Source organism: Serratia sp. CY32780 (genome assembly GCF_052169135.1).
GTDB lineage: Bacteria > Pseudomonadota > Gammaproteobacteria > Enterobacterales > Enterobacteriaceae > Serratia > Serratia sarumanii.
In genome coordinates this window covers 1893506-1907583 of record NZ_JBJNLI010000001.1, presented here as the reverse complement: position 1 = coordinate 1907583, position 14078 = coordinate 1893506, and the positions used below count along the sequence as shown (strand labels likewise).

The 14078-nt window shown below is 53.7% G+C and carries 11 protein-coding genes and 2 tRNA genes; 7 read left to right on the top strand and 6 right to left on the bottom strand.

Features of this window, described 5'->3' with window-relative positions; translation table 11 throughout:
- Positions 1-178: 178 nt before the first annotated feature.
- The 4 genes from ACJ8HH_RS09165 to ACJ8HH_RS09150 all read right to left on the bottom strand — a co-directional run bounded on the left by ACJ8HH_RS09165 (position 179) and on the right by ACJ8HH_RS09150 (position 2001).
- Positions 179-263: transfer RNA gene (locus ACJ8HH_RS09165), tRNA-Tyr, on the bottom strand.
- 96 nt (positions 264-359) lie between these two features.
- Positions 360-444 (bottom strand) — tRNA-Tyr (locus ACJ8HH_RS09160).
- A 175-nt stretch (positions 445-619) separates the two neighbouring features.
- Complete coding sequence (purU, locus tag ACJ8HH_RS09155; RefSeq protein WP_016927485.1) at positions 620-1468, bottom strand: formyltetrahydrofolate deformylase; 849 nt, start codon at positions 1466-1468, stop codon at positions 620-622.
- 68 nt (positions 1469-1536) lie between these two features.
- Entirely contained in the window at positions 1537-2001 is a 465-nt protein-coding gene (locus ACJ8HH_RS09150) for a YchJ family protein (RefSeq protein WP_039565804.1), read from the bottom strand.
- A gap of 111 nt (positions 2002-2112) precedes the next feature.
- On the opposite strand from ACJ8HH_RS09150, the gene rssA reads away from it, so the two are divergent.
- The 5 genes from rssA to ACJ8HH_RS09125 all read left to right on the top strand — a co-directional run bounded on the left by rssA (position 2113) and on the right by ACJ8HH_RS09125 (position 7666).
- Positions 2113-3015 carry a patatin-like phospholipase RssA gene (gene rssA, locus ACJ8HH_RS09145; protein ID WP_033634795.1) on the top strand — a complete coding sequence of 301 codons (903 nt, stop codon included), beginning with the start codon at positions 2113-2115 and terminating at the stop codon, positions 3013-3015.
- A 103-nt stretch (positions 3016-3118) separates the two neighbouring features.
- A complete protein-coding gene (rssB, locus tag ACJ8HH_RS09140; RefSeq protein WP_033634794.1) occupies positions 3119-4132 on the top strand; it encodes a two-component system response regulator RssB in 1014 nt (337 codons plus the stop codon).
- Positions 4133-4344: 212 nt separating this feature from the next.
- Positions 4345-5262, top strand: coding sequence for a UTP--glucose-1-phosphate uridylyltransferase GalU (gene galU / locus ACJ8HH_RS09135; protein WP_033647598.1), 918 nt, complete (start codon positions 4345-4347; stop codon positions 5260-5262).
- A 40-nt stretch (positions 5263-5302) separates the two neighbouring features.
- Positions 5303-6646 carry a UDP-glucose dehydrogenase family protein gene (locus ACJ8HH_RS09130; protein ID WP_033634791.1) on the top strand — a complete coding sequence of 448 codons (1344 nt, stop codon included), beginning with the start codon at positions 5303-5305 and terminating at the stop codon, positions 6644-6646.
- Between the two features lie 9 nt (positions 6647-6655).
- Entirely contained in the window at positions 6656-7666 is a 1011-nt protein-coding gene (locus tag ACJ8HH_RS09125) for an NAD-dependent epimerase (protein WP_033634790.1), read from the top strand.
- Positions 7667-7852: 186 nt separating this feature from the next.
- Here the strand turns inward: ACJ8HH_RS09125 and hns are convergent, their stop codons facing one another.
- Positions 7853-8260, bottom strand: a complete 408-nt coding sequence (hns, locus tag ACJ8HH_RS09120) for a histone-like nucleoid-structuring protein H-NS (RefSeq protein WP_004932170.1) — start codon at positions 8258-8260, stop codon at positions 7853-7855.
- Positions 8261-8960: 700 nt separating this feature from the next.
- On the opposite strand from hns, the gene ACJ8HH_RS09115 reads away from it, so the two are divergent.
- Positions 8961-9545: a thymidine kinase gene (locus ACJ8HH_RS09115; RefSeq protein ID WP_033634789.1), complete on the top strand. Its 585-nt coding sequence runs from the start codon at positions 8961-8963 to the stop codon at positions 9543-9545.
- Positions 9546-9664: 119 nt separating this feature from the next.
- Here ACJ8HH_RS09115 and adhE read toward each other — a convergent pair whose 3' ends face one another.
- On the bottom strand, positions 9665-12337 hold the full coding sequence (adhE, locus tag ACJ8HH_RS09110) for a bifunctional acetaldehyde-CoA/alcohol dehydrogenase (protein ID WP_033634787.1): 2673 nt from the start codon (positions 12335-12337) through the stop codon (positions 9665-9667).
- Positions 12338-12868: 531 nt separating this feature from the next.
- Between adhE and ACJ8HH_RS09105 the strand changes: the two genes are divergently transcribed.
- Positions 12869-13513: a YchE family NAAT transporter gene (locus tag ACJ8HH_RS09105; RefSeq protein WP_015378089.1), complete on the top strand. Its 645-nt coding sequence runs from the start codon at positions 12869-12871 to the stop codon at positions 13511-13513.
- Positions 13514-14078: the final 565 nt, after the last annotated feature.

The window sequence follows — 14078 nt, the reverse complement described above, 5'->3', positions numbered from 1 at the left end:
CACCTGTTCCTTACTGCGCAAAAGAAGCCAGTGGTATAGCGAATTGTCGGTCTTAGTTCAAGTTACGGTTGGATGAGAGCAAACAAAACGGCAGGGTGAAAGCGGTGAATAAGGGAAGATAGCTTGAGTTTTATTGGTGCGAGGATAATGAGTCGATTTGGAAATGTTCTGCAAGAGATGGTGGTGGGGGAAGGATTCGAACCTTCGAAGTCTGTGACGGCAGATTTACAGTCTGCTCCCTTTGGCCGCTCGGGAACCCCACCATGGTATTCATGGATTTACAAATTGTCGTTCCAGTTTTATCTGGAAGAAACCTGGCCGGTTTCTTTACTGCGTCCTCGCTCCTGGCGGAGAGAAGATGGTGGTGGGGGAAGGATTCGAACCTTCGAAGTCAGTGACGGCAGATTTACAGTCTGCTCCCTTTGGCCGCTCGGGAACCCCACCATATACATGGCTATTTAACTGGCCTTGCTTGCGAGAGCGCTGTCTCGGTAAGCGGGGCGCATCATATCAAATGAAGCGGATGTGTAAAGCATTGAAATGCAGAAAATGAATCGTTTGCCGTTTTTTTATTCTTGACGGTGCATCCCTGAACGAAATGCACCGATTTCTTGAGCGATTAGAGAATAACGGTGCGGTTGCCGTAGACGAAGACGCGCTGCGCCAGCACCTGATACAGCGCGCGGCTAAGCACGTTTTTCTCCACGTCGCGGCCGGCGCGCATCATATCCTCGGCGGAATAGGTGTGATCGACGTGGATCACGTCCTGCATGATGATTGGGCCTTCGTCGAGATTGTCGTTAACGTAGTGGGCGGTGGCGCCGATGATTTTTACCCCGCGCTCATAGGCCTGGTGATAAGGGCGCGCGCCGATAAACGCCGGCAGGAACGAATGGTGAATGTTGATCACCTGATTCGGATAATGTTGCACGAAGGCCGGGGTCAGCACGCGCATATATTTGGCCAGCACCACGTAATCCGGCTGATATTGATCGATCTTGGCCGTCATTTCGCGGTCATGCTGTTCACGCGTCAGGCCTTCGTGGCTCACCAGATGGAAAGGAATATCGAAACGCTCCACCAGCGATTGCAGCGTGTCGTGGTTGCCGATCACGGCGGCGATTTCAACGTCGAGGCCGCCATAGGCGCTTTTCATCAACAGATCGCCCAGGCAGTGGGCCTCTTTGGTGACCAGCACCACGATGCGCCGGCGCCCGGTGCTGTGCAGCTCACGCAGCGAACCTTCCGGCAGCGCGCTGTCCAGATCGGCCAGCAGCGTGTTGTCGTTGAAAATGCCTTCCAGCTCGGTGCGCATGAAGAAACGCCCGGTGCGGTGATCAACGAACTCATTATTCTGCACGATATTGAGTTCGTGCTTGTAACAGATGTTGGTGATCTTGGCGATCAGCCCTTTGGCGTCCGGGCAGATGGTGCGTAACACTTTCCGTTGTACATTTTGGTGTGGCATGGGTTTGAGGATCCTGTCTGATACTGAACGGCCTGTCTGCGCAGGCGTAAACGTGAAGCGCCGGCCGGCTAGCGCCCGCAGCACTTCTTGTATTTTTTCCCTGAGCCACAGGGACACATCGCATTTCTGCCGGGCTGGGGTTTGGTGCCGTCGATATAATACCAACGTTGATCGCGACGAAGGAAGCGCGAGCGCTCATGCATCGCCTGCGGTTCGCCGCTTTCGCCATCGATAAAGCGGGCGATGAATTCGACGAAGCCTTCTTCCGGCTCATGACCGGCTTTCTCTTCCACGATCGTCAGGCCTAACCATTCGGTATTTTTAAAGCTGTCGACGATTGCATTGCGCCACGCTTCGGCGCCGCAGTCGGGGTGCCAGGTGGCGATCAGATAGTCGACGTTATGACTCACGTAGGCGGTGAAGCGTGAACGCATCAGCTGACCGGGCGTGGGCGCCGGCTGATTGCCGCTGATAAAAGGGGCGCAGCACGCGTTATACGCCTGTCCGCTGCCGCATGGGCATGATTCGGGCAAAATAACTCCTGAGAACACGAGGCAAATTTAGCGCATATGTTACCTAACAATATTCGTCAGTGACAATCTACCCTGAAAGCAGAGAACACCTTTCACCGCGAGGATGGCGCTATGCGGCAAATCAAGATCGGACTGGCGCTGGGGGCGGGCTCGGCCAAAGGCTGGGCGCACATCGGCGTGATTAATGCGATAAAGAAACTGGGGATTGAGGTTGATATCGTGGCCGGTTGCTCCGTCGGCGCGTTGGTGGGGGCGGCGTTCGCCAGCCATCGTCTGCCGGCGATGGAGCAGTGGGTGCGATCGTTCAGCTATTGGGACGTGATTCGCCTGATGGATTTTTCCTGGCACCGTGGCGGCCTGTTGCGCGGCGAGCGGGTGTTTAACGCCGTCGGACAGTTGTTGAAGATCAATGATATCGCCGAATGTGCGCTGAAGTTCGGCGCCGTGACGACCAATCTCAGCACCGGGCGTGAGCTGTGGCTGACTGAAGGCGATATTCATCAGGCGATACGCGCCTCCTGCAGCATGCCTGGCCTGTTGGCACCGGTGTGGGCCGACGGCTATTGGCTGGTGGATGGCGCGGTGGTCAATCCGGTGCCGGTGTCGCTTTGCCGCGCCATGGGCGCCGATATCGTCATCGCGGTCGATCTGCAGCATGACGCGCACCTGATGCAGCAGGATCTGTTCTCGATACGTATCGAGGAAGAAAGCCCGGACGATGCGCCAGCGGCCACCTGGCGCGGGCGTCTGCGGGAGCGCATCGGCAGAATGCGGCAGCGCAAACCGGCGGCGGCGCCCACGGCGATGGAGGTCATGGGCACCTCGATTCAAATGCTGGAAAATCGCCTGAAGCGCAACCGGATGGCGAGCGATCCGCCGGATGTGCTGATTCAACCTTTTTGCCCGCAAATCTCGACGCTGGATTTCCACCGCGCCAATGAAGCGATCGAAGCGGGATTGCTGGCGGTGGAAAAACAACTGGATCGGTTGTTGCCGTTGATAAAAAATAGATAATTCTCGGTTCTCGGTTGGCATTGCGCGGTCAGTCTGTTTCAGACGAGCATAAGTGACCTTTTTGAGCCACTATTACACTATGGAAAGGGACGAGGCTCGGCTGATGGCATTACCACTTACTCACAAGCGCATCTTGATCGTTGAGGACGAACAGGTTTTTCGTTCGGTGCTGGTCGGTTATTTGGCCTCGCTGGGCGCTGAAACCGGCGAGGCGACCAACGGTTTACAGGCGTTGAGTGCCGTCGATGACTTCAAGCCGGATCTGATTCTGTGCGATCTCGCGATGCCGGAAATGGGCGGTATCGAATTCGTTGAACACCTGCGTTTGCAGGGGGTACAGATCCCGGTGCTGGTGATCTCGGCCACCGACAAGATGGCTGACATCGCCAAGGTGCTGCGGTTGGGCGTGCAGGATGTGCTGCTCAAGCCGCTGACCGATCTCAACCGCCTGCGTGAAGCGGTGCTGGCGTGCTTATACCCCAATATGTTCACCTCCCAGGCGATTGAAGAGGTTGAACTGTTTCAGGATTGGGATGCGCTGAGCAAAAATCCTTCCGAAGCCGTCAAACTGCTTAAACAATTGCAGCCGCCGGTACAGCAGACCATTGCGCATTGCCGGATCAACTATCGGCAGTTAACCACCGGCGAAAATCCCGGCCTGGTGCTGGATATCGCCGCCTTGTCAGAAAAGGATCTGGCATTCTATTGCCTGGACGTCACGCGCGCCGGCGATAATGGCGTATTGGCGGCTTTGCTGTTGCGCGCGTTATTTAATGGGCTGCTGCAAGATCATCTGGCTAATCAACAGCATCGTCTGCCGCAAATGTCGGCATTGTTAAAGCAGGTTAATCAATTATTGCGGCAGGGGAAATTAGACGGTCAATTCCCTCTGTTGTTGGGATATTATCACGCCGAAAATAAAAACCTGATCCTGGTTTCCGCCGGGCTGCATGCCAACGTCAATACCGGTGACAATCAAATCCAGCTGAACAACGGCGTGCCGCTGGGGACGCTGGGAGCTACCTACATGAATCAGATCAGTCAGCGCTGTGCCGCCTGGCAGTGTCAGGTATGGGGCAGCGGTGGCCGATTGCGGCTGATGCTCAGCGCTGAATAACAGGCAGCGATCGGCGAGATCTTAAGCTATTCACTTATCGGTAATTAAACCGTTTATTTATTCTCCCGATTATCCGAACGGGTAATAGTCCTAAATGTTTTCTATTTGTGTTCCGGCTAATGCTCGGCGCGTATAAGCTGGTATACTCCGAAGGTTTTTTTATATCGAGCCAAGCTCATAAAATGAGCGTCTTAGCTTTAAGAGAGGAAATAATGCCTGCTGTAAATCGCAAAGTCAGAAAAGCCGTGATCCCGGTTGCAGGCTTGGGTACGCGGATGTTGCCGGCCACCAAAGCCATTCCGAAAGAAATGCTGCCTCTGGTTGATAAACCGCTGATCCAATACGTCGTCAATGAGTGCATTGCGGCGGGGATTAACGAGATTGTGCTGGTCACCCACTCCTCCAAGAACTCGATCGAAAACCATTTTGATACCAGTTTCGAACTCGAAGCGATGCTGGAAAAACGCGTCAAGCGCCAATTGCTGGATGAAGTGCAGTCGATCTGCCCGAAAGGCGTTACCGTGATGCAGGTTCGTCAGGGCAATGCCAAAGGCCTGGGGCACGCAATTATGTGTGCCTACCCGATGGTGGGCGATGAGCCGGTCGCGGTGGTGCTTCCTGACGTGATCCTCGATGAATACAGCGCCGATCCGAAAAAAGACAACCTGCACGAAATGCTGCAGCGCTTCGAAACCACCGGCGTCAGCCAAATCATGGTTGAACCCGTGCCGCATAAGGATGTCGGAAACTACGGCGTAGCCGACTGCAAGGGCGTCGATCTGCAACCGGGCGAAAGCGCGCCGATGGTCAGCGTGGTCGAGAAGCCGTCGCCGGATAAAGCGCCTTCCAACCTGGCGATTGTCGGGCGTTACGTGTTGTCCGCCGATATTTGGCCGCTGTTGGCGAAAACGCCTCCAGGCGCCGGCGATGAAATTCAGCTGACTGACAGCATCGAAATGCTGATGCAGCAGGAAACGGTGGAAGCGTATCACCTGAAAGGCGTGAGCCATGACTGCGGTAATAAACTGGGTTACATGCAGGCTTTTGTAGAGTACAGCATGCGTCATGCCAGCCTGGGCAAAGAATTTTCTCAGTGGCTGCAACAGGTTGTTGCCGCTGACAAGAAGTGATTTTATCTTTCGTCTTAATTTGAAAAACTAGGATTTTCACATGAAAGTAACAGTTTTTGGTATTGGTTATGTGGGGCTGGTACAGGCCGCGGTGCTGGCTGAAGTTGGCCATGACGTTATGTGCATCGATGTTGATGAGCGAAAAGTCGAAAACCTGAAAAAAGGGAATATCCCGATTTTTGAGCCGGGCCTGGCGCCGCTGGTGCAGCAAAACTATGAGGCCGGGCGCCTGCATTTCACCACCGATGCCAAAGCGGGCGTGGCGCACGGGAATATCCAGTTTATCGCCGTCGGCACGCCGCCGGATGAGGACGGCTCCGCCGATCTGAAATATGTCACCGCGGTGGCGCGCACCATCGCCGAGCACATGACCGATCGCAAAGTGGTGATCGACAAATCCACCGTGCCGGTCGGCACGGCGGACAAGGTGCGTCAGGTGATGGCGGAAACGCTGGCTAAGCGCGGCAGCAACGTGCCGTTCGACGTGGTGTCCAACCCTGAATTCCTGAAGGAAGGCGCTGCGGTGGCTGACTGCATGCGCCCTGAGCGCATCGTGATCGGTACCGATAATAAAGAGGTGATCGAACCTATTCGCGAGCTGTACGAGCCGTTTAACCGCAATCACGATCGTATGATCATGATGGATATCCGCAGCGCGGAGCTGACCAAATACGCCGCCAACTGCATGTTGGCGACCAAAATCAGCTTTATGAACGAAATGTCCAACCTGGCGGAAATGCTGGGCGCGGACATCGAGAAAGTGCGTCAGGGCATCGGTTCCGATTCACGCATCGGCTATCACTTCATCTACCCTGGCTGTGGCTACGGTGGCTCTTGCTTCCCGAAAGATGTGCAGGCCTTGATCCGCACGGCGGAGCAGATCGGTTACCAACCGAAGCTGTTGCAGGCGGTAGAGCAGGTCAACTACCAACAGAAAGACAAGCTGAGCAGCTTTATCAAAGACTATTTCGGCAGCGATTTGAAGGGCAAAACCTTCGCACTGTGGGGTCTGGCGTTCAAGCCGAATACCGATGACATGCGTGAAGCCTCCAGCCGCGTGCTGATGGAGCAACTGTGGGCTGCCGGCGCCACCGTTCAAGCCTACGATCCGGAAGCGATGAACGAAGTTCAGCGCATCTATGGCCAGCGTGACGATCTGAAACTGATGGGCACCAAAGAGGCTGCGTTGCACGGCGCCGATGCGCTGGTGATTTGCACCGAATGGCAGAATTTCCGCGCACCGGACTTCGACGTGATCAAGGGTGCGTTGAAACAGCCGGTGATCTTCGATGGACGTAACCTGTACGATCCGGAGCGTTTGGCGAATCGTGGCTTTACCTACTATGCGATTGGCCGCGGCGCATCGATTAAACCGGTTATTTAAGGAGTGACCATGAAATTCCTGGTTACAGGCGCCGCAGGGTTTATTGGTTATCACGTTGCAGAGCGTTTGTTGACCGCCGGGCATCAGGTTGTCGGCATCGATAACCTGAATGACTATTATGACGTGGGCCTGAAAACGGCCCGTCTGGACAGACTGGCGGATAAGCCGGGATTCCGCTTTATCAAGCTGGATTTGGCCGATCGCGAAGGCATGGCGGCATTGTTCGCCGAGCATCAGTTTCAGCGCGTCATTCATTTGGGCGCGCAAGCCGGCGTGCGTTATTCGCTGGTCAACCCGTTGGCTTATGCGGACGCCAACCTGATCGGCCATTTGAACGTGCTGGAAGGCTGCCGGCATAATAAGGTCGAGCATTTACTTTACGCGTCTTCCAGCTCTGTTTATGGCCTCAATCGCAAGCTGCCGTTTGCTACCGAAGATTCTGTCGACCACCCTGTGTCACTGTATGCGGCAACCAAAAAAGCCAATGAGCTGATGTCACACAGCTACTCTCATTTATACGGTCTTCCGACGACGGGGCTGCGCTTCTTTACCGTATATGGTCCCTGGGGGCGTCCGGATATGGCGCTGTTCAAGTTTACCAAGGCCATATTGGCGGGGGAGAGCATCGATGTATATAACCACGGTGAAATGCACCGTGACTTTACTTACATTGATGATATCACCGAGGCGATTGTGCGGCTGCAGGCGGTTATTCCGCAGGCAGATCCGTCATGGACCGTTGAACAGGGATCGCCGGCGACCAGTTCCGCGCCGTATCATGTTTATAATATCGGCAATAACTCCCCCGTTAAACTGATGGAATATATCACGGCATTGGAGCAGGCTTTGGGGGTAACGGCCCGCAAGAATATGCTGCCGATGCAACCTGGCGACGTGATGGATACCAGCGCGGATACCGCAGAGCTTTATCGTGACATTGGTTTTAAGCCGGAAACCAGCGTTGAAGAGGGTGTGAAGCGCTTTGTTGATTGGTATAAGGCATTCTACCAGGTTCAATAATTGAACGAGGGTAAATGCGATAAAGGGGCCTTAGGGCCCTTTTTTTTCACTGGGATTTCGTGCAAGGAGGAAAATGCGAATTAGGATATTTACTAAAAGAAAAGGGATGAGGCGGGATCACGGCTATAAGCTTTAAAATGAAAAGGCCCCCCGCAGGGAGCCTTTCAGATACGGACTGAATCGCTATTACAGCAGGAAATCATCCAGAGATTTACCTTGCTCTTCGATAGCTTTCTTAATCACCGCAGGGGTACGGCCTTGGCCGGTCCAGGTTTTCAGTTCGCCGTTTTCGTCTTTATATTGGTATTTAGCAGGACGTGCTGCACGTTTTGCTTTGCCGGCAGCCTTGTTGGCAGCCATGGTTTGCAGCAGTTCATTCGGATCGATACCGTCAGCAATCAGCATTTCGCGGTATTGCTGCAGTTTACGAGTGCGTTCTTCGATTTCTGCTTGAGCCTGGCTGTCTTCTTCGCGACGTTCGTTCACAACAACTTCCAGTTTCTCGAGCATTTCTTCCAGCGTTTCCAGTGTGCATTCTCTTGCCTGGGCGCGCAGAGTGCGGATGTTGTTCAAAATCTTTAATGCTTCGCTCATTGTCCTAGTCTCAAATTATATTGGTGGGGGGCGTCTCGATAATAATAGAGTGCTATTTTCCTTTCTGCAATAGCCAAATTGACTTGAATACTCAAATTTACCTTTTAAAAAACCGTTAATCGGATCTGTCCGACTAATATAGGAAGGGCTGTTAACTATTACCCTCACCGCACTTAAGTCAAAATTTCAGCAGGCATGCTTTAAAATGCGCGTGGCACAAGGCTTTCATCGATAAGTTATCGCTGTAATTTATATCAATATTACAATGGGTTCTGTGGGCTTAATCACGTCATGACGAGGCAGACATTGTAAACAATAGGGGTATCTGGGTAAAGATTGCGTCAGGAAACGTCGGGGGAGAACGAAGGTGATTAAATGCCCTGTATTGGCCTCACGTATAATAGGCAAGCACTCCGCCGCGGTCACGGCGCCTGCCGAGGTGAAAGGGGGGATTATGCATTAATCGGCAAATGACCGGCTTAACCATTAGCAAGAATTAATAGTGATGACAGGCATACATTATCCTGTAAATAGCGGTAAAAAGAACGGGCCGACAGAAGGATATGTTTCGCTTGAAAGCGCATTATTACGGCGAACGCAATATTCGCTCGCTTTGGGCTGAGCCGGGGGGCGGGTTATGGTACACTCACCGTCCTAATCAACATTTGAATATTTCTTATACCATCGGAGTTGCGGGGCCATGGCTCAACTTTATTTTTATTACTCTGCGATGAATGCCGGCAAGTCCACCGCGCTGCTACAGTCTTCATATAACTATCAAGAACGTGGTATGCGCACGCTGGTGTTCACTGCGGAGATCGATCACCGCTTTGGGGTGGGCAAAGTCAGCTCGCGCATCGGTTTATCCTCGCAGGCCCAGCTCTATAACAACGACTCGATGCTGTACGCCATGATTCAGCAGGAGCATCAACAGCAGCCGGTGCATTGCGTGCTGCTGGATGAAAGCCAGTTCCTGACCAAGGCCCAGGTTGAGCAATTGTGCGATGTGGTGGACCAACTGGACATTCCCGTATTGTGCTACGGCCTGCGTACCGATTTTCTCGGTGAGCTGTTTATCGGCAGCCAATATTTGCTGGCCTGGGCTGATAAGCTGGTGGAATTGAAAACCATCTGCCACTGCGGGCGCAAAGCCAATATGGTGTTGCGGTTGGATGAAAACGGCCAGGCGATGCACGCCGGTGAGCAGGTGGTGATTGGCGGTAACGAGAGCTATGTCTCCGTCTGCCGCAAGCATTATAAAGAAGCGATTCACTCCCTGGAGTAGGGGAGAAAACGCCGCCAAAGCCCGCTGAAGCGTTTTGGTGACCTGAGTCGAAATGCAGCGCCTCGGGCGCAATAAAAAACCCGCCGTGTGGCGGGTTTTTTTATCGGTTCACGGAACCGTTATTTCTTGGGCTTCTTTACCGCGGCTTTGGCGGCAGCCGGAGCGGCAGCTTCCTCTTCTACCGCTTCGCTGAATTCGCGGCCGTAGAAGGTATCCAGCATGATTTGCTTCAGTTCGGCAATCAGCGGATAGCGCGGGTTGGCGCCGGTGCATTGGTCGTCGAACGCGTCTTCCGACAGCTTGTCGACTTTCGCCAGGAAGTCCGCCTCCTGCACACCCGCTTCGCGGATGGAGGTTGGGATGCCCAACTCGGTTTTCAGCTCGTCCAGCCAGGCCAGCAGTTTCTCAATCTTCTGCGCGGTGCGGTCGCCCGGGGCGCTCAGGCCGAGGTGGTCGGCGATTTCAGCGTAGCGGCGGCGCGCCTGAGGGCGGTCGTACTGGCTGAAGGCCGTCTGCTTGGTCGGGTTGTCGTTCGCATTGTAGCGAATAACGTTGGAAATCAGCATCGCGTTGGCCAGGCCGTGCGGAATGTGGAACTCCGAACCCAGCTTGTGCGCCATGGAGTGACAAACCCCAAGGAAGGCGTTGGCGAAAGCGATACCGGCGATGGTGGCGGCGTTGTGCACGCGTTCACGAGCAACCGGGTTTTTCGCGCCTTCTTTATAGCTGGCCGGCAGATACTCTTTCAACAGTTTCAGCGCCTGCAGCGCCTGGCCGTCGGAGTATTCGTTCGCCAGCACCGAGACGTAGGCTTCCAGCGCGTGGGTGACCGCATCCAGACCGCCGAAGGCACACAGGGATTTCGGCATGTTCATCACCAGGTTGGCGTCGACAATCGCCATGTCCGGGGTCAGCGCATAGTCGGCCAGCGGGTATTTCTGCCCGGTGGTGTCGTCGGTCACGACGGCGAATGGCGTGACTTCCGAACCGGTGCCTGAGGTGGTGGTGATAGCGATCATCTTCGCTTTCACGCCCATTTTCGGGAACTTGTAGATACGCTTGCGAATGTCCATGAAGCGCAGCGCCAGATCCTCGAAGTGGGTTTCAGGATGTTCGTACAGCACCCACATGATTTTCGCAGCGTCCATCGGCGAACCGCCGCCCAGCGCGATGATGACGTCCGGTTTGAAGGAGTTCATCTGCTCGGCGCCTTTACGCACGATGCTCAGTGTCGGGTCGGCTTCCACTTCGAAGAACACTTCGGTTTCGATGCCGTGAGACTTCAGAACCTTGGTGATCTGGTCGGCATAGCCGTTGTTGAACAGGAAACGGTCGGTCACGATGAAGGCGCGTTTTGCCCCGTCGGTCGCCACTTCTTCCAGCGCGATAGGCAGCGAGCCACGGCGGAAGTAGATCGATTTCGGAAGTTTATGCCACAACATGTTTTCTGCTCGCTTCGCTACAGTTTTCTTGTTGATCAGGTGTTTAGGTCCGACGTTTTCAGAGATGGAGTTACCACCCCAGGAGCCGCAACCCAGCGTCAGCGAAGGCGCGAGTTTGAAGTTATACAGGTCGCCGATACCGCCCTGAGAAGCCGGGGTGTTGATCAGGATGCGAGCCGTTTTCATTTTATCGCCGAAGTAGGCAATGCGAGCCGTTTGGTTATCCTGGTCGGTGTACAGGCAGGAAGTGTGGCCGATACCGCCCATGGCGACCAGTTTTTCGGCTTTGGCGACGGCGTCTTCGAAGTCTTTGGCCCGGTACATCGCCAGCGTCGGCGACAGTTTTTCATGGGCGAAAGGTTCGGACTCGTCGACCAGCTTCACTTCGCCGATCAGCACTTTGGTGTTGGCCGGCACTTTGATGCCTGCCATCTCGGCGATTTTCGGTGCGGATTGCCCGACGATGGCCGCGTTCAGACCGCCGTTTTTCAGGATGATGTCCTGCACCGCTTTCAGTTCTTTACCCTGCAGCAGATAGCCGCCGTGGGAAGCGAAGCGTTCGCGTACCGCATCATAAATAGAGTCGACGACGATGACCGACTGTTCGGAAGCGCAGATAACGCCGCTGTCGAAGGTTTTGGACATCAGGATAGACGCGACCACGCGCTTGATGTCTGCGGTTTCGTCTACCACCACCGGCGTATTACCGGCGCCGACGCCGATGGCCGGTTTGCCGGAGCTGTAGGCGGCTTTCACCATGCCCGGGCCACCGGTGGCCAGGATCAGGTTGATGTCCGGGTGGTGCATCAGCTGGTTGGACAGCTCGACGGTCGGTTGGTCGATCCAACCGATGATGTCTTTCGGCGCGCCGGCGGCGATAGCGGCTTGCAGCACGATATCGGCGGCTTTGTTGGTGGCATTTTTCGCACGCGGGTGCGGCGAGAAGATGATGCCGTTACGGGTTTTCAGGCTGATCAGCGCTTTGAAGATCGCGGTAGAAGTTGGGTTGGTGGTAGGGACGATACCGCAAATCAGGCCGATAGGCTCGGCGATGGTGATGGTACCGAAGGTGTCATCTTCAGACAGGATGCCACAGGTTTTTTCATCTTTATAGGCGTTGTAGATGTACTCGGAAGCGAAGTGGTTTTTGATCACTTTGTCTTCGACGATACCCATTCCGGATTCTTCCACGGCCATTTTGGCCAACGGGATACGGGCATCAGCAGCGGCGAGGGCGGCAGCGCGGAAAATTTTATCCACTTGCTCTTGAGTGAAGTTGGCATATTCGCGCTGGGCTTTTTTGACACGTGCGACAAGCTCGTTCAGTTCAGCGACATTCGTTACAGCCATAATGCTCTCCTGATAATGTTAAACTCTTTCAGTAAATAAGCCGTGCGAGCCACTAGTATAGTCATAACGGGAATAAACGGTGATTTGAATACCGGGGCTTTCCCGCGTTATTTCTTCGCATGCTGCTGATTTGCTTAAAGAGCTTCACCCTACGCCAACCGGAGGGGCAGGCAGTGAGGAGAAGGGAACCGGCTGGGCTGCCGCCGACTTTGTTCTACTCCCTGACTACGACTAAGAGCTTACCCACTGTTGGGTAGTCGATTTGTGATCTAAATCATGAAAAGTGCAAGCTGACACCTTTCAGCTTGCCGGTGTTGGGAATCATTCTTGATAACTGTGAGCGATGACTCTTTTTTCAACATAAAAAATCAAAAGGCCAAACATCACTTTAACAAAGGGCATTTGTTTCGTTGCATAACTTGCTGACAGTCAAAAATGCTGCTTGGGCCGGATGGATTACCCGCGCCAATTCCATTACATTAGCGCGCATAGGCAGCACACCTTTTTTATAGCGATTAATGCGGAGCATCTGTGGGCCAATCTCTGTTGGATCTTTCCGGCTTTATCAAGTTCTTTGTCGGTCTGTTTGCGCTGGTCAACCCGGTGGGCATCTTGCCGGTGTTTATCAGCATGACCAGCTACCAGGCGGAAGCGGGGCGCAATAAAACCAACCTGACCGCCAACCTGTCGGTCGCCATCATTTTGTGGACGTCGCTTTTCCTGGGCGAAGGGATCCTGCGGATGTTCGGCATCTCTATCGATTCGTTCCGCATCGCCGGCGGTATTCTGGTGGTGACCATCGCCATGTCGATGATCAGCGGCAAGCTGGGGGAAGACAAGCAAAACAAACAGGAGAAATCGGAGAGCGCGATCCGCGAAAGCATCGGCGTGGTGCCGTTAGCGCTGCCGCTGATGGCGGGGCCGGGGGCGATCAGTTCCACCATCGTGTGGAGTTCCCGTTATCACAACTGGCAAAGCCTGCTCGGCTTTACGGTGGCGATCGCCTTGTTCGCCTTTTGTTGCTGGCTGTTGTTCCGCGCCGCGCCGCTGTTGGTGCGTTTGCTGGGGCAGACCGGCATCAACGTGATCACCCGTATCATGGGTCTGCTGCTGATGGCGCTCGGCATCGAGTTTATCGTTACCGGCATTAAGGCGATATTCCCCGGCCTGTTGTAATACCCTTTGTTTAGCCGCGTACCTTTCGCGTCGGCGTGGCTAAAATTAATTTTAAAGTTTAAATTATTTATTGGTTCGCATTATTATAGTGCACAGAGTGAATAAAAATTATGCCGTTGCACTCTTATGTTGCATAAATCTCATGTTGCTGCTCAAAAAAAGCGCTGAGCGCTATTTCAACCACTTTTCCTCCCCCCTTTTCGCGCATTTTGCCCCCGTTCAACGGTAAAGCTGTTGTTAAATTAATCACATCATTCTGTGGGGCTTGTCTCACTTTCATCCAGGTGTTATTAGTGATTAACCGCCCGTAGACAGGTGTTTGTTCTTTGAATGATTGGATTGTTAACTGAATGTTTCTTTTCGCGGCGATGAGATCGTGCTGACGGTTTCAATTGAAATGAATTCGGTTTTTTTACCTTTAAAATCATATCAATAACATTGGTTTTTCTTGGTCTTGAACACAGAGGACGGATCGGGCTTCGTGCGATAAAAGAGAATTGCTTAACATTTTCGTAAAATTTATTGGCTATGGAATTTGGCTTCTGCTAATTTCCGAGCAACTTTC